The 18,575-nt window shown below is 37.7% G+C and carries 19 protein-coding genes and 5 tRNA genes; 5 read left to right on the top strand and 19 right to left on the bottom strand.

Translation table 11 applies throughout. The annotated features are described in order from the left end of the window. Nucleotides 1-38: 38 nt before the first annotated feature. The 6 genes from menC to IRY55_RS10490 form a co-directional block, all read right to left on the bottom strand. Complete coding sequence (menC, locus tag IRY55_RS10465; RefSeq protein ID WP_194563265.1) at nt 39-1,145, bottom strand: o-succinylbenzoate synthase; 1,107 nt, start codon at nt 1,143-1,145, stop codon at nt 39-41. Then, nucleotides 1,118-2,560, bottom strand: a complete 1,443-nt coding sequence (locus IRY55_RS10470) for an o-succinylbenzoate--CoA ligase (protein WP_194563266.1) — start codon at nt 2,558-2,560, stop codon at nt 1,118-1,120. The genes menC and IRY55_RS10470 overlap by 28 nt, the downstream gene beginning before the upstream one ends. Nucleotides 2,561-2,636: 76 nt before the next feature. Continuing rightward, nucleotides 2,637-3,455 carry a 1,4-dihydroxy-2-naphthoyl-CoA synthase gene (gene menB / locus IRY55_RS10475; RefSeq protein WP_194563267.1) on the bottom strand — a complete coding sequence of 273 codons (819 nt, stop codon included), beginning with the start codon at nt 3,453-3,455 and terminating at the stop codon, nt 2,637-2,639. A gap of 15 nt (nt 3,456-3,470) precedes the next feature. Next, nucleotides 3,471-4,265, bottom strand: a complete 795-nt coding sequence (gene menH / locus IRY55_RS10480; protein WP_194563268.1) for a 2-succinyl-6-hydroxy-2,4-cyclohexadiene-1-carboxylate synthase — start codon at nt 4,263-4,265, stop codon at nt 3,471-3,473. Then, nucleotides 4,262-5,950 carry a 2-succinyl-5-enolpyruvyl-6-hydroxy-3-cyclohexene-1-carboxylic-acid synthase gene (gene menD, locus IRY55_RS10485; RefSeq protein WP_194563269.1) on the bottom strand — a complete coding sequence of 563 codons (1,689 nt, stop codon included), beginning with the start codon at nt 5,948-5,950 and terminating at the stop codon, nt 4,262-4,264. The genes menH and menD overlap by 4 nt, the downstream gene beginning before the upstream one ends. Continuing rightward, nucleotides 5,940-7,292, bottom strand: a complete 1,353-nt coding sequence (locus tag IRY55_RS10490; protein ID WP_194563270.1) for an isochorismate synthase — start codon at nt 7,290-7,292, stop codon at nt 5,940-5,942. The genes menD and IRY55_RS10490 overlap by 11 nt, the downstream gene beginning before the upstream one ends. 188 nt (nt 7,293-7,480) lie before the next feature. On the opposite strand from IRY55_RS10490, the gene IRY55_RS10495 reads away from it, so the two are divergent. Continuing rightward, a complete protein-coding gene (locus IRY55_RS10495; RefSeq protein WP_194563271.1) occupies nt 7,481-8,395 on the top strand; it encodes a 1,4-dihydroxy-2-naphthoate polyprenyltransferase in 915 nt (304 codons plus the stop codon). 105 nt (nt 8,396-8,500) lie between these two features. Here IRY55_RS10495 and IRY55_RS10500 read toward each other — a convergent pair whose 3' ends face one another. From IRY55_RS10500 to IRY55_RS10535, 8 genes are all read right to left on the bottom strand, one after another. Continuing rightward, on the bottom strand, nt 8,501-9,526 hold the full coding sequence (locus IRY55_RS10500) for a hypothetical protein (protein ID WP_194563272.1): 1,026 nt from the start codon (nt 9,524-9,526) through the stop codon (nt 8,501-8,503). Nucleotides 9,527-9,596: 70 nt separating this feature from the next. Continuing rightward, nucleotides 9,597-9,920, bottom strand: coding sequence for a hypothetical protein (locus IRY55_RS10505; RefSeq protein ID WP_194563273.1), 324 nt, complete (start codon nt 9,918-9,920; stop codon nt 9,597-9,599). A gap of 12 nt (nt 9,921-9,932) precedes the next feature. Then, entirely contained in the window at nt 9,933-10,121 is a 189-nt protein-coding gene (locus tag IRY55_RS10510; RefSeq protein WP_194563274.1) for a hypothetical protein, read from the bottom strand. A 351-nt stretch (nt 10,122-10,472) separates the two neighbouring features. Further along, nucleotides 10,473-11,039 carry a signal peptidase I gene (lepB, locus tag IRY55_RS10515; protein ID WP_194563275.1) on the bottom strand — a complete coding sequence of 189 codons (567 nt, stop codon included), beginning with the start codon at nt 11,037-11,039 and terminating at the stop codon, nt 10,473-10,475. A 42-nt stretch (nt 11,040-11,081) separates the two neighbouring features. Then, complete coding sequence (locus IRY55_RS10520; protein WP_194563276.1) at nt 11,082-11,756, bottom strand: ABC transporter ATP-binding protein; 675 nt, start codon at nt 11,754-11,756, stop codon at nt 11,082-11,084. Continuing rightward, on the bottom strand, nt 11,757-12,953 hold the full coding sequence (locus IRY55_RS10525) for an ABC transporter permease (RefSeq protein WP_194563277.1): 1,197 nt from the start codon (nt 12,951-12,953) through the stop codon (nt 11,757-11,759). 7 nt (nt 12,954-12,960) lie between these two features. Next, complete coding sequence (locus IRY55_RS10530) at nt 12,961-13,950, bottom strand: ABC transporter permease (protein ID WP_213086701.1); 990 nt, start codon at nt 13,948-13,950, stop codon at nt 12,961-12,963. Nucleotides 13,951-14,063: 113 nt separating this feature from the next. Then, on the bottom strand, nt 14,064-14,417 hold the full coding sequence (locus IRY55_RS10535; RefSeq protein WP_194563278.1) for a hypothetical protein: 354 nt from the start codon (nt 14,415-14,417) through the stop codon (nt 14,064-14,066). A gap of 621 nt (nt 14,418-15,038) precedes the next feature. Here IRY55_RS10535 and IRY55_RS10540 point away from each other — a divergent pair. The 4 genes from IRY55_RS10540 to IRY55_RS10555 are packed head-to-tail and all read left to right on the top strand — an operon-like array spanning nt 15,039 to nt 17,831. Beyond that, a complete protein-coding gene (locus IRY55_RS10540) occupies nt 15,039-15,611 on the top strand; it encodes an accessory gene regulator ArgB-like protein (protein ID WP_194563279.1) in 573 nt (190 codons plus the stop codon). After that, a complete protein-coding gene (locus IRY55_RS10545; protein WP_194563280.1) occupies nt 15,608-15,727 on the top strand; it encodes a cyclic lactone autoinducer peptide in 120 nt (39 codons plus the stop codon). Before IRY55_RS10540 ends, IRY55_RS10545 begins: the two co-directional genes overlap by 4 nt. A gap of 52 nt (nt 15,728-15,779) precedes the next feature. Beyond that, nucleotides 15,780-17,090, top strand: coding sequence for a sensor histidine kinase (locus tag IRY55_RS10550; RefSeq protein WP_194563281.1), 1,311 nt, complete (start codon nt 15,780-15,782; stop codon nt 17,088-17,090). A 3-nt stretch (nt 17,091-17,093) separates the two neighbouring features. Next, the gene (locus tag IRY55_RS10555; RefSeq protein ID WP_194563282.1) at nt 17,094-17,831 is read left to right on the top strand and encodes a LytR/AlgR family response regulator transcription factor; all 738 of its coding nucleotides are present in this window, start codon (nt 17,094-17,096) and stop codon (nt 17,829-17,831) included. A gap of 319 nt (nt 17,832-18,150) precedes the next feature. Here IRY55_RS10555 and IRY55_RS10560 read toward each other — a convergent pair. From IRY55_RS10560 to IRY55_RS10580, 5 genes are all read right to left on the bottom strand, one after another. After that, nucleotides 18,151-18,222 (bottom strand) — tRNA-Glu (locus IRY55_RS10560). A 10-nt stretch (nt 18,223-18,232) separates the two neighbouring features. Next, nucleotides 18,233-18,322: transfer RNA gene (locus tag IRY55_RS10565), tRNA-Ser, on the bottom strand. 6 nt (nt 18,323-18,328) lie between these two features. Then, nucleotides 18,329-18,403, bottom strand: a tRNA-Asn gene (locus tag IRY55_RS10570). Nucleotides 18,404-18,417: 14 nt separating this feature from the next. Then, nucleotides 18,418-18,494: transfer RNA gene (locus IRY55_RS10575), tRNA-Ile, on the bottom strand. A 3-nt stretch (nt 18,495-18,497) separates the two neighbouring features. Further along, nucleotides 18,498-18,571: transfer RNA gene (locus IRY55_RS10580), tRNA-Gly, on the bottom strand. Nucleotides 18,572-18,575 lie beyond the last annotated feature (4 nt).

The raw sequence follows: 18,575 nt of genomic DNA on the forward strand, positions 1-18,575 counted from the left end.
GAAATACGCGGATGCCCTTTCAGTGGCTCCGCGTATTTTTAACTTTCAAAACGTTTATATTCGTACGAACGAAGAACATCTTCATTTAAAGTAACACCGATACCGGGTGCTTCAATAATATGCATTTTTCCTTCCGCTACTGTGAGAGGTTCTCTAATAATGTCTTGCTCCCAAAAATGATTAGAAGCACTAAAGTCTCCTGGCAATGTGACACCCTCTAATGAAGCGAGCGCTAAATTATGTGCTTTCGAAATTCCGAACTCAATCATTCCTCCAAGCCAAACATCGACTTCATGCTCTTTCGCAAAACGGATTACATTGGCTGACCGAGACGTCCCTCCAACTCGTCCAGGCTTTAAAACGATGCAGTCTGCCGCATGCATCCGCACGAGACGCTTTGCATCTGCATAAGAACGAATGCTTTCATCGAGAGCGATTGGGGTTGTAAATTGCTCGGTTAAGCGTTGATGATCTAACCAATCATCTTCACGGAAAGGCTGCTCAAATAAACGGAAACCAATCGTATCAAAGCGCTCTAAAATAACAGGTGGACAGCTTGTAAACGTGCTATTTGCATCCGCGAAAAACAATAAATCTGGATATTTTTGGACGACCTCTGTTAAAGCTTCTATATCCGATTGTGGACTTACTTTAATTTTCACTCGCGTGTATCCATCTTCCACTGCTCTATCTACTTTTTGCTTCAATTCTTCTACCGTTTGCCACGTGACGACAACGCCAGCATCAATTGCTGTGCGTGAGCCGCCTAACATTTCGTACAATGGACGTTGTTGACGCTTCGCATATAAATCCCATAACGCCTGTTCAATCGCTGCTTTCGCCATGCGATTGCCTTTAATATGCGAAAAATAATTCGTTAAGTCATCGGGATGCGTAAAAGTCGCTTTCAAAAGTTCTGGAATGAGGTAATGTTTCATCACAAACCATGCCATTTTAATCGTTTCTTCTGTATACCATGGCGTTGTAAAAGCGACACATTCCCCTAATCCTGTCTGGTCTCCCGTCGATAATTCAACGATGATTGCTTCACGTTCTTGCACATGTTGCAACTTCGTCTGAAATGGATTTTTTAGCGGGACGATAATTTTTCTCATTTTTACATGTTCGATTTTGAATAGTTCCATGCTCTCAACTCTCTTCGTAACAATTTGTTTGAAGCGTTCCTTGGCAATGTTTCACAAAAATAAATATGTTTCGGTATTTTATAACGCGCCAAATGTTGGGCGCAAAATTGGATAATCTCCTCTTCCCTCACTTCGCTATCGCAGACGATATACGCAGCGGGCACTTCTCCCCACTGCTCATCAGGGACACCGCATACTCCCGCTTCTACAATCGCTTCATGACGAGCGAGTACTTTTTCAATTTCAGCAGGATAAATATTTTCTCCACCTGAAATAATTAAATCTTTACGACGATCGAGTATGTAAAGATAACCTTCTTCATCAAAATATCCGAGATCGCCCGTCGCTAACCAACCATCTTGTAAAGGTGAGTTGTCCGCAAACTTCCCAATATAACCCGGTGTTACGTGAGGACCGCGAACATAAATCTCACCGTGCTCATACGGTGTATTCGACGCACCTACTTTCAAATCGTTAAAAAATAACGGTTTTCCGACAGAGCCTAGTTTGCGTAAACTATCTTCGCTTGACAAAGTAGCCGTTTGAGAACTCGTCTCGGTCATGCCGTACGTTTGAACGATAGGGAGATGAAGAGCATTCGCTCGTTCAATATACGATTCTGGAATAACGCCTCCCCCCGCTAACATAAGACGGAATTTCGGTGAAGCTTGCCACTCTCGTTGTTCCATCTCTTCAATGATTGCCCGCAATGTCGGTGCGACGACAGACATGATCGTCACCTTTCCTTCTTGAATGAGCTGTGCACTTTTTAACGCATCGAACTTCTCCATCAAGTAGACTGGCATTCCGTACAATAAAGAGCGCATGACGATAGACAATCCACTAATATGGAATAAAGGCATCGCACAGAGCCAACAATCGGTCGGTAAAAATCCAAGATTCGTAATCGATGCCATCGCATTCGCTGTGTGATTTCCGTACGTTTGACGAACTCCTTTCGGAAAACCAGTCGTCCCTGACGTGTACATAATCGATGCTGTCGCATCCCGCTCTATTTGCGTCGAATACGAAATAGCGGGTGCTTCTCGTATATCATCAAGTGAAATAAGCGGAATCGCACATCCTTCAAAAAACGAAAAGTCATCCGTTATAATGCGAGATACTTCAGCGTCGGCTAATTGGTAATCAATTTCTTCGCGCGTTAAACGACGATTTAATAAAACGAGCTCTACTTGTAAGAGAAGGCAAGCTTGAATCATTAAATAAGTGTCTACCGTAGAAGGTGCTCGTAATGCGACTCGCATGTGAGATTTTACCCCTTGTGCATACAAAGAGCGAGCTCGCAGGTCCGCCTCTTGCATCATCTCTCGAAACGTATACGTTACAGTACTTGTTTGTAACGCTTTTCGATCAGGTGTCAATTGTACTCGTTTCATTAAAAAATTCGGTAACATATTCATCCTCCTTTCGTTGAAAAATAAAAAGAGGAAAGCACGATACGGCGCTCTCCTCTTTTGTATAGCTCGATTCCTATGGGAAACGTGGGAATTGATCGAAGTCTGGCTTACGCTTCTCTTTGAATGCGTCGCGTCCTTCTTTCGCTTCGTCTGTCGTATAGTAAAGGAGTGTTGCGTCTCCTGCCATTTGTTGAAGTCCTGCAAGACCGTCTGTATCTGCGTTCATCGCTGCTTTTAAGAAACGAAGAGCAGTTGGACTTTTCTCTAACATCTCTTCACACCATTGAACAGTCTCATCTTCGAGCTGCTCGTAAGGAACGACTGTGTTCACAAGCCCCATATCGAGTGCTTCTTGCGCATTGTATTGACGGCATAAGTACCAAATTTCACGTGCTTTCTTATGTCCGACAATCCGTGCTAAATAACCTGAACCGTATCCAGCGTCAAATGATCCAACATTTGGACCTGTTTGACCGAAAATTGCGTTGTCCGCTGCGATTGTTAAGTCACAGACGACATGCAATACGTGACCGCCACCGATTGCATATCCTGCAACCATCGCGACAACTGGCTTTGGAATTACGCGGATTAGACGTTGTAAATCTAATACGTTCAAACGTGGAATTTCATCGTCACCTACATATCCACCGTGTCCACGTACTTTTTGGTCTCCTCCTGAACAGAATGCTTTCTCACCTTCACCTGTTAGAACGATTACACCGATTCGGCTATCATCGCGTGCGCGTGAAAAAGCATCGATTAATTCCATTACTGTTTTTGGACGGAATGCGTTGCGTACTTCTGGACGATTAATCGTCACTTTTGCAATCCCGTTGTAAAACTCATATTTAATATCTTCGTATTCACGAATTGGTTCCCATGTACGAGTCATTGTTGAGTTCCTCCTCTAATTAACATTTAGTTCACTCTTTACTATTGTAGCAAATTCACGCTCTTTTTCCACATGAATCGCATGACCTGCTCCAGAAACTGTTCGAATTTGAATATTAGGCGCCTCTTTTTTCATCTGTTTTGCAATTTGAACAAACTTCGAATCGAGCTCTCCAACGATACATGTGGTCGAAACGGTCAGTGTATGGAGCGCGTCCCAATAGGAAGGTTGAGCGCCAGTTCCGATACCGCGCAAACTGTTCGCTAACCCGACTGCACTTTGGCTGAGACGTTCTTCACGAACTGCTTGGCGAATCTCTTCGGAACAACGCTTTTGCGTTTCAAATAAAGGAATCCCTTCCCAAAAACGGACGAATGCTTCAACACCTTCACGCTCAATGCGTTGCGCTAATCGCTCGTCTCGCTCACGTCGCTCTTGACGCTCCGCTTCTGTACGCAAACCAGGTGATGCACTTTCTAAAAGTAAATGGCGCATCTCTTTCCCGTAACGTAAAGCGTAAGAAAGAGCGATACGACCTCCCATCGAATACCCGACAATCGTATAAGGACGGTTCGTGCGCGATGTAATTTCATCGTGCAATTGTTCGATTTGAATATGCATCGCATAAAGTTTAGAATCATATTCAATTGGCGACTTTCCGTGGCCCGTTAAATCGATCGCGATACAATAATACGTATCACTCAATCTTTCTATAACGCGTGACCATGTTTTTGTACTTCCTGTAAAACCGTGTAAAAATACGATAGGTTCTTTATTCGAATCACCTACTGTTTCGACAAATAAACTCATTTTCCGTTCACCTCATCGTTAATCGCTGCCCACAATTGACGATGACGTGCTACATTGTCAAAACGATTCGTCGCGACTTCGATGATGCGAAGTGGTTGTGTTTTTTCAGCTTGTAAAGCTTGTACAAAGTCTTCTTCTGTCTCGACATGATCGTATTGAGCTTCATACAGGTGAGCGATCTGCTCAAACTTTAAATTTGTCGGTGTGCCGAACAATTGCTCATAATGTGCTTTTACTGTCGACTGTGGTAAATAAGAAAAAATTCCACCACCATCATTGTTTAACACAACAACTGTTAAATCGACTTCACCGTATCGTGTCGCAAGCAGTCCGTTCACATCGTGTAAAAAGGCGAGATCTCCGATTAATAACCACGTATGACGCTCCGCTCTTCGCTGTACGCCGATTGCCGTCGAAACGACACCATCAATCCCGTTGGCGCCACGATTGGCAAGTATTGGAATATCGCGATCCGTCTGCAAGAAAAATGTGTCGAGATCACGAATTGGCATACTGCTACTGCTAAAAAGCACATCTCCCGTCGGAATATGATTAGCTAATGCTTTCACATACGCTCCTTCATCATTTCCGGCGTAAGTACGCACATGCTTTTGTGCAATCACATTCGCCTCGATCCAACGTTTCGCATAAGGACGAACGGGTTTGTCCGTACTTTCCCAACTAAACAGTGCATCGGTCGGCATTTGCCAATGAATCGCTGTTGTTGCTGTAAAGTCACGGAAATGTGGCGAAGCATCCACTGTAATAAGACGTGCATCACTTTTCGCGATAAATTGATTTAATGGTTTAGAAGTCGGTTGTGCTCCGATGCGTAAAATATAATCCGGTCGCATCTCTTGTTGATACGATTCATCTTTCAATAAAGCATCGTATTGGTCGATACACATGACATCGTCTGGAACTTCCGTACGCAATTGTGAAATCGGATCAACGAGTACCGGCCATCCGAGCTGACGAGCAAATTGCCAAAAACGTTCTTTTTCTATCGGCATCTCTAACTCGCCGACAACAATCATTCCACGTTCTTCTTGACACATATCTTCTAACATCTGTTTCTGCTCTTCTGTCACTGTAACATTGCCAATCATTTGACGTTCATACGACAGAGACGGTACGTCTAAATCAAAGTCAATTAACAACGGTTCACGGAATGGAATATTGAAATGAACTGGTCCCATCGGATGAGTAGTCGCTGTTTGAATTAATCGTACCGACTGTTGTTCCACAAAACGATACGACGCTTCTAACTCTTCAGCTAATGGAAAATCGATGCTCGCTTTTACGAAATCGCCGTACATTTTCACTTGATCAATCGTTTGAGGTGCTCCTACTTCCCGCAATTCATGAGGGCGATCTGCGGTGAGCACGATGAGCGGGACTCTTGCGTAATGTGCTTCTGTAATCGCTGGCATGTAATTCGAAGCTGCCGTTCCAGACGTGCAGAGCAAAGCGACAGGCTCTTTAAATTGTTTCGCTAGTCCTAACGCTAAAAAACCTGCTGAGCGTTCATCGACTTGGATATGCACTTGTATGTGAGGATGAGACGCAAAGGCATATGCAAGAGGAGTCGAACGAGACCCTGGACTAATCACTACGTGAGCTACTCCACTTCCTACAATACTATTCGTCATACGTTTCACGTACTTCGTTAAACTACTCGTCATTTTCTCGCGCTCCTCCAAAAATACGTAACATCGGTGAAAATTTATTCCACGTTTCTTGATATTCGTGTTCTACATTCGAATCTGCCACAATTCCTCCGCCGGCATATAAATATGCCGCGTTGTCTTTTAATAAAGCAGAACGAATCGCTACCGCAAATTCACCGTTTCCTTCTGTGTCAAACCAACCGATTGGTGCTGCATATAACCCACGATCTTGACGTTCAAATTGACGAATGTATTCAAGCGATACTTTCGTCGGTACACCACCTAGAGCAGGAGTCGGATGTAATCGTTCGATAAATTGTAAAATCGTCACATCATCCTTCATCTCTCCTTGAATCGGTGTATGTAAATGTTGAATATCTCGCATTTTCAATAGTTGTGGACGGTCTGGCATCGTATACGTTTCACACAACTCTTGAAAGATCGGTTCAATCATTTCTACGACATAATGATGCTCTTCTCGATTTTTTTCATCGGCTAATAATGATTCTCCAAGTTTTTTATCTTCTTCAGCAGTGTTCCCTCGCCGAATCGACCCTGCAATACTTTCAGAATTTGCTTGACGATGATTGACTTTAATAAGACGCTCTGGAGTCGCTCCGATAAAAGTTGAATCATCGATATGGAAAGCGAAACGATAACTATTTTTTTGTTGTTCGTTTAACTGTTCCATCAATGACGCAATTTGAGGGTGTTGTTCAAACTGTAATCGCAAAGACCGAGCAAGTACCACTTTATGCGCTTTGCCTTCACGGATGAGCGATGTCATTTGAGGGATACTTTCTCGATATTGCTCTACTTGTCTCTCTTCTAGCTTCGTGTACGTCACGAATGTTGCATTTTCTTCTTTTTCTCGTTGCAACTGCTCCCACTGTTCAACTCGCTGATTGAGCAACTCGTCTTTTTCTTCGGGCTCACAATAGACAGTAATGGTTTTAGACCATACATCCCCGTCTCTGCGAATACAATATGTTGGCACGATAAATAATGCATTTTCATAAGCATCCCATTCTGGTGATGGTTCATGCGCCGCGTCAAACGTAAAACTACCGAATAACAAAAAGTCATCCTCTGCTCGCTGACGCAATAAACTCACGCTCGATTCAATCTCATGGAATCGTTCTTCTTCTGCTTCCGACTGCAATAAAAGCGTCGCGCCGATTCCAATCATCTCTACTGAATCATTCTCATTTTGCCAATAAAAAAAAGCGTCTTCTGTTAAGCTTTTTTTCTTCAACAGCGACAATCCGTCTTGCGCATTCCACGGCATCGTTTGCTGATAGATCCGGCGGTTATCACTCTGTTGTTGAAGTTGACGATACGTCAAACGTTTACACATTAGGTTCCCTCCGTACTGCTTTCCCATATAGAAAGCTTTCACTTTTTAATCATGACGTTCGATTACACTACATTCAAATTATACCGCCAATGGACGACTTTATCAAAAAAACGAGGCGAGGCAGTGACACTTTTTCATAATATACAGTACAATAGAAAGGAATCATTTTTCATGAAGGAGAGAATAACGTGCACGAACAATTACAAAAAGATGAAGGTTGGCGTATTTGGTGGAAATTAACACGTCCCCATACATTGACAGCCTCATTTGCCCCTGTCTTTTTAGGGACGATGATCGCTCTACGAGACGGTCATTTTCATACTGGCCTTTTTATCGCGATGCTCATCGCAAGTTTACTCATTCAAAGTGCGACGAATATGTTTAACGAATACTACGATTTCAAACTTGGGCTCGATAATGAAAAATCTATCGGGATTGGAGGAACGATCGTACGAAATGGCATTCAGCCAAAAACAGTATTACAACTTGCCCTAGCCTTTTATGCCATTGCCTTTTTCATCGGAATTTATATTATCGTTCAAACTTCTTGGTGGTTAGCCATTGTCGGTATCGTTTCGATGGCGATTGGTTACTTTTATACGGGTGGTCCTTTTCCAATCGCTTACACACCATTTGGTGAAGTTGTCTCAGGTTTCGTTATGGGAATGTTACTCGTGCTCATTTCATATTTCATTCAAACAGGTGAAGTGACGACAGATGCCATCCTTCTATCCGTTCCGAGCATGTTCCTCGTAGCGAACATTATGTTAGCGAACAATATTCGGGACATCTTACAAGATACAAAAGGCGGACGTAAAACGATGGCGATTTTAATCGGACGAGAAAATGCAGTGCGTGTATACGCAACACTTTTCGCACTATCTTACATTTGGGTCATCGCACTCGTTCTATCGCAACATGTGACACCATGGGCACTTATCGTCTTACTCACCATTCCAAAACCGCTCAAAGCAGTACGTACATTTAAGCAATCAGAAAATCCACTAGAAGTGATGCCTGCGATGAAAAACACAGGTGTAACGAATACATTGTTCGCTACATCTCTCGGGCTTGCTCTACTCATTCAATTCGCACTTTCCTAATATAAAAAATCCACCTTTATTCCTCGAAAGGTGGATTTTTTATAGGACACGACATCATCCGATTGGCTCTTTTCATTTTTTGTTTAACTTTCTACTATTCAAATTTTAATCAGATGATTTACTGTCACTTCCTAATTTAAAAGAGTAAGAATAATTTAAATACGGTGTTCTTTCATTTTCTCTTATTTTATGAACTTCCTCTAAACCTGCTTGATCATAGTTATAATTAATAAGCATATAAAAATCCTTTTTACCTATATTCTTTTTTATTTCTTCAGGTATTGGCAAAACAACTTGTTTATCTTTTGGATGCATCATAAAATAACTCTCATATATATGCCCGTCTGAATCGTAAAATATAATACTTTCTTTCATATTAAGGTTAATTTGGCTTATAGATACGAATTTAACTTTATCTGTTAGATGTTTGTCATGTAATACATTTTTATCTTCATCTAAAAATGTAATTCGAGGCCCTTCCAATTCATTGAATTCAGATTTATTTTGAAGCAAAGAATGATCCTCTTTATAGCGCTTATCTTTTTTTACTGGAATTTCGAGTAGCTCTTTTTCATTAGTTATATAAATCCTTATCGGACTATATTGAAAATCTATATCCGCCGGAAAGTCTTGATCGTGTATAAGGAAGGCTAACTCTGTTAAAGGAGATCCATCCACCAAATTAACTTTTTCATTCAATTCCATATAATTTTTTCCTTCAGGTAATTTTACTTCATAATATTTACTAAGTTGATCCAATTTTTTGAAATTTATAAATTCCTCTCCATCCCAAATCATTAATTTAAACTGCTTTTCTCGATTACTATCAATATCAATTATCAATTTAAATTGTGCAATTTGATCCTTTGCTTTCAGATAATCTAATTGTTCATTTAATAATGTATATTGTGCTGCCGATGTGAAGTCGGGTACAATCTCAACTGTATACTCTGGCTTAAACCCTAACTTTTCTTCATCAGATTCTTTTATTAAAATGTTTTTTCCTTTAACAAGTTTTTCATTTTCAATAACAACCTGTGCACTTTCCTGATTCGCAATATTGCTGCATCCTACACTTACAATTGTAATTACAAGAAAAAGTAATATTATATATATTTCCCTTAAATTCATAGTCTTACGTCCTTTGTAAGTTAAAATATTATTTTTTAGGTTCCTATTTTAATCTTTTTTGAGTCAGTCTTTAAAATTTTAAGCTCTCTCCAGTATAACCTACAGAATGGGATACTCCCTTTGTAATTGCGTGAGTACCATGAGCTCTATATTCAGTTTTTGGGACTACCGAACCAGGGAAAGTAGCTACACTTGCAGTTGCAGTTTTAGAAAGAGTTGATGAATCACTCTTACGGCCTAATTCACGACCATCTCTCATAAGAATTGTTGTTACAGCGGAATTTCCAATACTATGTTCTCTAATAGTTTTTCCAGTAGCAGTAATTCTAGATACAAGATACCCCGCCGGCACAATTTCCCCTCTTGAATTACTTGCAACAACAGAAATATTCATTGTTCCTTTGCCCTATTTTATATATTTGACATCTCTAGTACTAATTTTATCATCACCTTCAGATATGATCATTGTTTCACTTGGTAATCCTTCTGCTTCATTCCATAAATAACCAATATCATCATTTGCAGATGTAGTGCTTACTCCAAAACCAAAAAATAAAAGGCTTACCATAATTAAAAATTTAAATGATTTTAGCATAAAAGCTCCCCCATTCATTTCATATTTATATTTCTTCATTATAATCAAAAAAATCAAATATTTGTTAAGAAAAGGATATTCACTTAAAAATATTTCTTTGAAAGAAACTGAGTTAGTAAGTAAGGAAAGAGAAGTTAGAGATTTTAATTAAGGCTTACATCCCCTAGCCTAAAGGCATAGGGGTTTTACGCCCATCCCAATAAAAAACCATAACGCAACAAATCCTTGTAGCCCATAGGAATGGGACAATATCATCAAAATAAAAATACTGACGTAATAAAAAAACACTGCTAAATATTCATTTGGACATCTGATCAAATCCTTTTTGTTTGATAAATCATCCCTTTACAATCACTTTATTGCTTTAAAATGATGAAAAGGAAATAAAACAACTTCCGCAGTCCCTAAGATTTTCTCCTTTGGAACAAAACCTATTCGTGGATTCCGACTATCCTCACTTCTTTGACGATTGTCACCAAGTACGAAATAGTGTCCATCTGGTACTACCGTTTCGCCTAAATACGCTTCCAATGTAAAATCCTCCGTAAGCGTACCGTTATTAATTAACACTTCTTTATAGTCCTCTAAATAGGATTCCTCATAATGTTCACCGTTAATGAAAAGCTTGCCATTCTCATATTCTATATGATCACCTTGCACCCCGATAATACGCTTGATATAATGTGTTTCTTCGTTTGTTTCAAAAACAATGACATCAAATCGATTATACTCAACAAATTTTGCTCCTATTTTATTCACAACGACTATATCATCTTCTTCAAGCGTTGGCATCATAGAAGATCCCTCAACGACAATGGGAACAAACAGAAAGAAACGAATGACAAAAGCCAGCATAACAGCAAGCCCTATTGCTTTCACCCATCCAATCCATTCATTCTTTTCTTTAACTTTCTCCATCTACAACAACTTCCTCTCTATTAAAATCACTCCATTTCTCACCTAATAAGATTTTTTAACTATTTTTCCGTCTACTATATTTATGATTCCCTCACATTGTTTCGCAATCTTTTCGTCATGTGTTACAATTAAAACTGTTTTATTTTGTTCTTTATGTATCTTTTTGAAAATAGCTAATACTTGCTCACCTGTTTTTTGATCTAATGCTCCAGTCGGCTCATCTGCTAAAATAATATCCGGATTATTAATTAATGCCCGTGCAATGGCTACACGCTGCCTTTGCCCACCGGATAAATTATAGACATATTCAGACGCTTTTTCCTTCATCCCGAGCATATCCAACAAAGCTAAGGTTTTTTCTTTTTTATTGACCTTGTTCTTACTGTAATGAAGTGGAATTTCAACATTTTTCATAACGGTATAATCTTCAATCAGTGCAAAGTCCTGTACCACAAAACCAAAGTGCTGATTTCGTACAGCAGCTAATTTTCCACGGCTCAATGATTGCAGTTCTTGTCCATTTAACTTATATGTGCCTGCGCTAGCTACATCTAGGCAGCCAAGTATATTGAGCAGCGTAGATTTTCCTGAACCCGATGGTCCCATAATTGCTAGCATGCTTCCCGCCTCTATTTTTAAATCAATATTTTGAAGCGCATTCACTTCATTGGATTTAGATTTATTATAGACTTTTGAAATATTTTTCAGCTCAATCATTTAATCTTTTCTCCTTAATATATCACTGATTTGAAGTTTAAAAAGTTTAATAAAGCTAGGAAGACAAGTTCCTAGGCAAAGGAATAAAATTATTCCTGAAACACCGAATACAATAAAAGTTTGGCTTGAAATCATAAGTGAAAGTATAAAAGAAAGTAACCAAACAATAAAGATTTGTAAAAAAATCCTTAAGGCAATATGAACCTTGGTCGCTCCGCAAAAAATATGAATACTAAATTCCCTTATGTTTTTTCTAACAAATTCCAAAGTATTAATAATGACGAGTAATGAAGCAAAAACGATAACTAATATCGCTATAAATAAAAACACACCGACAGCTTCTTGCGTAGACTTTTCCATATAATGAGAAACACCCGCTATACTGCTAAAATTATAATTATAAACCTGTGATTTCTCGGTAATCTCTCTTAATTCACTGAGATCATTTCTATTCTTAAGTATGATTGTCGCATTATCGAGATAAGTTTCATAATCATAATTTCCATTCACATATATATTTTCTAATGTTGTCACATCGATTGGCATTAAAACAACATCATTTAATTTGATGACACCTTCGCCAAATGATACATCCACAAAAGTTTGTCCATCTTGTAAAAAGCCAATAACTTTATATTTCAAATGATTGACATCTGTAAACTCATCGCTAATCTCCATATATTTTTCATATGAATTCCCAAGTACAACAGGTATACTTTCATCGCTTACAAACTCCCAATTCGAGTCAAAAAATTCCCCTTTTGATAAAGCCAAATCAAATATATTTATAAAGCTGGGTGAAATAGACAACGTTTTATAAACCCACATTTTGGCGGGCCCTAGTTCCACCTCAATAGCGAGTGGATTTTTAGGTCTTTCTTCTATTTCTATATAATCTTCGATATTTGCATAACTTATATACTGATCACTTTGTTGAAGATGAGTATATAAATCTTTCATGATCTTTTCTTCGTATTTACCGCCTACATACGCTTCTTTCTCTTCCATTGATATATAGAAAGCATTTGATAAATCAAATGTATTAGACAAATGATGAAAGGCATCTTGCTTTTTATGTATGAAAGCAAAGGATTCCGTAATTAACAGGGTGATCATCACAATCTGAATTAAAAATGAAATGAAATAAAGTTTTTTTCGCCATATATCTTCTAGGGCATATTTTAATTGAATGAGCATTTTTATATTACCTCATAATTTTAATTAATTGTTTTCTTTGATTAATAAACAACATAGGTAGCGTGTATATGATATCCATCATAAAGAAGAGCACGATTCCTACGATGATCGATTCCAAACGAAACACCGTATTGTATGGCAATAAGTTAAAAACATTAGTAGCTAAAAAAATGAGTAAACTTGCAAATATGATTCCGATGAATCGAACACTTAGCATATTGAAGTAAATCGTTACTAACAAACGGGTCTCCCCTGCTCCTGATAATCTTCTAACAAACATCTCTCTTTTATATCTTTCTACCCACGAGAGTATAATCGTAAATCCAGAGATAAATAGGAGTGCACTAGACCCAAGAAATATAAATAGCGCATATCGTTGATTGAGTAAATCAGTTACCCATGCTTTTCCTACTTTTTCATAATTAAATTCAGCCTCGTTATTTGTTTTTTGAATGGTCGTTAATAAATCTTGTATGAGCAACTCACTTTTCCCCCCAGCATCTATGTAATACTCTCCTTCCATCGATGCTTCAGGGTTTGCTTCTAATGATGGGATAATACTTGCGACTATATTTGTGAAATGATCAATATAACCGACTACTTCATACTCTATCCGATCAAAATAAAAATATTTTTTACCATTTTTTACGATTTGATCATGTTTGTTCCATTCATTAATATATGCCGCGTTTTTCCCTACATTGTAAATAGTGGATGCTTCATTTGAATAGCTCAACCGACTAGCCGATTCTGGTAAATTCTTATAAAACGTAAAAGAATCATCTTGTTTATTTAGCCATGATAGTAAATCATCATTTGTGAAATTTATCTCCGAATCAGTTTGGTTCATATGAATTCGATATGTGTTTTTATGAATATTATTTGCCATCTTTTCTTCTACAGACAAGATGATAGATATTCCGCCCGCAACAATGCTAAAAACGATTATTGTAAAAAATAAAGGCAACCACGATTTTCTCATTAAATTTGGTATCATATTTACTTCCTTCGCTTTTTCATTAGTAACCATAACACAAGCATTATTTAAAATAGAAAGGCTTTTGGCAGCATTTAATACGCTGCCAAAAGACTATGAACATAAAAGCTAGACTAGTATCTCCAACTATAGGTAGTATAAGCAACTTCGAGTGGGTTATTTACTTTTGATAACTTAGGCGTCCAGCCACCCTTGTTTTTATAATTGTTGGCAGATTTATCGTAATTTCCTTCTTTTAACCTTACTTTAACACCAGTCACTACTTTGTTTTTATTAGTACCGTATAGACCTGTTCCTTTTACGCCTTTAGTATTATATCCTTCAATATAAGCTGTTGTAAGAGTACTTCCCATAGAAATATGTTGATGCGTCAATCCTTGTGCAGTAATAGTACTTGGTGCTAGTATAACTACTACCAATAGTGCTGCTAGTGCCGTAACGACCACTGATTTTACTTTTTTCATCATAAAGTACCTCCATTTTTTGATAAATTGCGATATTCGCCTCAGTAATAGGAACATGCTTTTAAGAGAATTATTTACCCTATAAATAATTACTTCATTTAAATCACTTCCTCGTAAGTCAGTAGTAAGAGTTCTTTCCGATAGAACCTCCAGTTGATCCGGATAACAACTAAGAGACCTATTGGAGAAGAGTAAAATTCTAGCTTCCACACTCTTTTTATGTTTTACCAATTTGACCTTACTTTACCAAGAAGACCAAAAGGATAAATCATCAGTTATTGTTTTATCAAAGTAGATGGTTTTATCAATCTTCTCTTTAATCATACTAGCTAAATTCCGAATAATGTTTCTTTTGTCGTGAAAAATACTTTTCTAGTCATGACCGTTAAAAATACTTCTAGATAATTCGTTTATGTACTCATGAACGCAATAACACTAAATATTCTACTATTAAAGCTACTCGTGTTCCATTACGAAAAACACGCTCAAGATAGGTTTTCATGCGTTTGCGACATTCCTTTTATTTTTTTTCAATTAAGTATGTATTTTCAACTTTCATGTAAACATAAACCTTTTCGTCCGAATATCCAGTACAATAAAACCATGATAAAGGAGGAGCTATCAATGGACTTTACTTATAGAGAAGAAAAGATATTAAAGCTCTTTTCTTCTAAAATGAAGTTATCTCATTTAGATCAAATTAAGTTGATTTATGGTTGGAGAATAGTTATCGCAGATTTCAAAAAATTATTCTTTATGTATGGCTTTGCACTTCTAATGGGCTGTTTTATAGAAACTTTCTTAATTCATGCCAGTTTCTTTTTGTTTAGGCAAGTTGCTTTCGGAGTTCACAGCAAAAATTTTTATCTATGCTTAATCGTAAGTTGTATTACTTTTCCTGTTTCTTCTTTTCTCTTAAAAAACTTAGACATTGGCATCATACATATTGGGATTACCTATTTAATAGCAGCAGTTCCCCTATTATTGTTTGCACCTATTGGTTCTGCTGTTAATCCCATTAGAGGGAGCGCCCATGCACAGTATCTGAGAAGGAAGATATATATCCGCTTAAGTATTTTAGGGGTAACTATTCTCGTCCTTCCCACTACAATCACTAAATTTTTAGTAGCAGGACTTTTAATAGAAACTTTTACAGTTTTGGTATCTACTATTCAAAAGGAGAGTGACAAGGAATGATAAAAGTGATTGGAAAACTTCTTATTTTTTGGGGTTCGCTTGGAAGTAGGCAAATGTGCTTTTCAATTTTTCATGAGATTGAAATACCAGAAGAGCTAAAAACTACAACATTTTAAATATCAATTAACCACCTTTTAAACTATAATTGAATACAAAGGAGGTACATTGATGGATATAGATTCCATTCTTGCTTTGTTAATAAGCTTATTGTTTCAGTTTTTTACTATATTCTTAATTAATATATTTTTACTTAATTATAAAATCAGCAAGCAGGATATTGTTCCAGTAATACTGTTCATCTTATTACCAACAATCTTGCTTTTCTTAGCTTTCGGGCCCTTTGCTGCATTCTACCTATTAATTAGCCTAATCATGTTTTTTAAAAGAAAATCCAATAGTCATATTTTTATTTTACACATTTTGATTTCTTTCATATTGGCTGTCATAATTGATCATCTTGTATCAATTATTAGCGTTCATTTATTTGCACAAGTTTCATCTGAATCCCTATTTTTCATACTAAGAGAACTCATGTTTCTCTTATTACTTTTTGCTACAGCCTATCTATATAAACGGATTTTCACTTATTTTATTCATAAAAATATATTTAGTAATAGAGTGCTTTATTTATTTGCTTCAATTGTTTTCCTGACGCTTCTTTTTTTCTATTTAAATATCGCAATGATGCCAGACTATCATTCGTACGAAGCGATTCAATTAAACTTATGGATTTTCTCGATTTATCTTGTGCTTATCTTGGTAATTGCAGCTGCCCTCGTTTATTTGTCAATCAAACATTATAATATTCGCGCCAAGGAAAAAGAACAGGAAAACTTTTTAAACTATCTGCAATTGCTTGAACAAACGAATGAGGATACAAGAAAATTTAAGCATGACTATATTAATATTCTTGCCTCCCTACGTTATTACATAGAAAAAGAAGATATGCAGTCTTTAAAAAACTATTTTTATGACAGCATTTTACCTACACAGCAAAAAGAAATTGCAAATAATATGATGTTAGATGAGCTCAACAAATTAAAAATCGACGGGTTAAAAGGATTACTTACGACGAAGTTTATCCACGCCAGGGAAAATGGCATTCCGATTCACTTTGAAGTTACAGAAGAAATCTTGCATATTCAATTAGACATCATCGAACTAAATCGTGTCTTAGGGATTTTACTGGATAATGCAATCGAGGCTTCTAAACAATTAGATAAGCCGTTGATCCGTGTCGCTTTTATCAAACTTGAACAGTCTATCATGATTGTCATTTCAAATAAAATCCAAGAAGATTTACAAGTTTCCATCCAGGATGTTTTCCGGAAAGGTTTTTCAACTAAGGGAGGAAAACGTGGGCTCGGTTTATCGATTCTGAAAGAAATTATCAATGCCAACAATCATGTTATACTCCATACTAAAATAGATACTCAAGCTTTTATCCAAGAACTCGAAATTCAACAGGAGGCGAAATAATCATTGGAAATTGTCATTTGTGAAGATCATGTAACCCAATTGAAAGCAATAACAGAAGTCATTCAAAAGTATGCCTTAATTGAAGATAACGGTATTCATATTGCCCTTGCCACAACAAATCCAAATGAAGTTTTGGCTTACGCGCAAAATCATAAAGTCGATTGCTATTTTTTTGATATTGACCTTGGTCATGAGATGACGGGCATGCAACTAAGTAGTGAAATTCGGAAACTCGATCCCATTTGCAGTATTGTTTTTATGACGACTCATTCCGAAATGGCTTTTTTAACCTTTACCTATAAAGTAGCTGCATTAGATTTTATTATTAAAGATGAAGTAAATGCATGGGAAAATAAAGTATTAGACGTGTTAAAAGAAGCACATAAACGTTATTTACAAATAGGGAACGACGCTGATGTCAACGTCGTTCAAATAAAAATGGGTTCTCGGATTCGCAATATCGACCATGATGCGATTTACTTTTTTGAGGCTTCGCCGAATCCGCATAAGCTCGTCCTTCATTTACACAATGAACAAATTGAATTCCCTGGCCGATTAAAAGATTATGAAAATCTGAGCGAGTATTTTTACCGTTGCCATAAAGGTTGTATCGTGAATGTAAAACATATAGAAGAGATCGACACGAGCGAACGACTTCTTACAATGGCGAACGGTTCGACTTGTGTGGCGTCCAGCAGGTTATTAAGAGGATTACTGAAAAAGTTCCAATCCAAAATATGATTGATTTGAGGGAATGACTAAGACCCTCTTTTAGAGTGCTTAAATACACAAAGCTAGATCACTTCCTCTACTTGGAATGAAAGAGGAATTCAATCAAGTCATTTTCAATAGTATTATGGAAAGCCACTTGAAACGGCTTCATGATTTTACAAATTCACTCAATCTATTCTATATTCGATAAATATTGACTACACAGCAACCATTGAATCATGACTAACTTGATTATCTATATTCATACTTTTACGAAAAATGAATACGAATCGTTTTACGATACAATAAAAAAAGTATCTTACGAATATTCGTAAGATACTTTTAAGAATGACCCCTACGGGACTCGAACCCGTGTTACCGCCGTGAAAGGGCGGTGTCTTAACCGCTTGACCAAGGGGCCAATATTTATCTGGCGGAGAAGGAGGGATTTGAACCCTCGCGCCGCGTTAGCGACCTATACCCTTAGCAGGGGTACCTCTTCACCACTTGAGTACTTCCCCAAATAATGGCTCCGCAGGCAAGGCTCGAACTTGCGACCGATCGGTTAACAGCCGATTGCTCTACCACTGAGCTACTGCGGATTCATATAAACAAATGGTGGGCCTAAGTGGACTCGAACCACCGACCTCACGCTTATCAGGCGTGCGCTCTAACCAGCTGAGCTATAGGCCCATTTGGAGCGGGTGATGAGAATCGAACTCACATCATCAGCTTGGAAGGCTGAGGTTTTACCACTAAACTACACCCGCATAC

The organism is Savagea serpentis (assembly GCF_015351395.1).
Classification (GTDB): Bacteria; Bacillota; Bacilli; order Bacillales_A; family Planococcaceae; genus Savagea; species Savagea serpentis.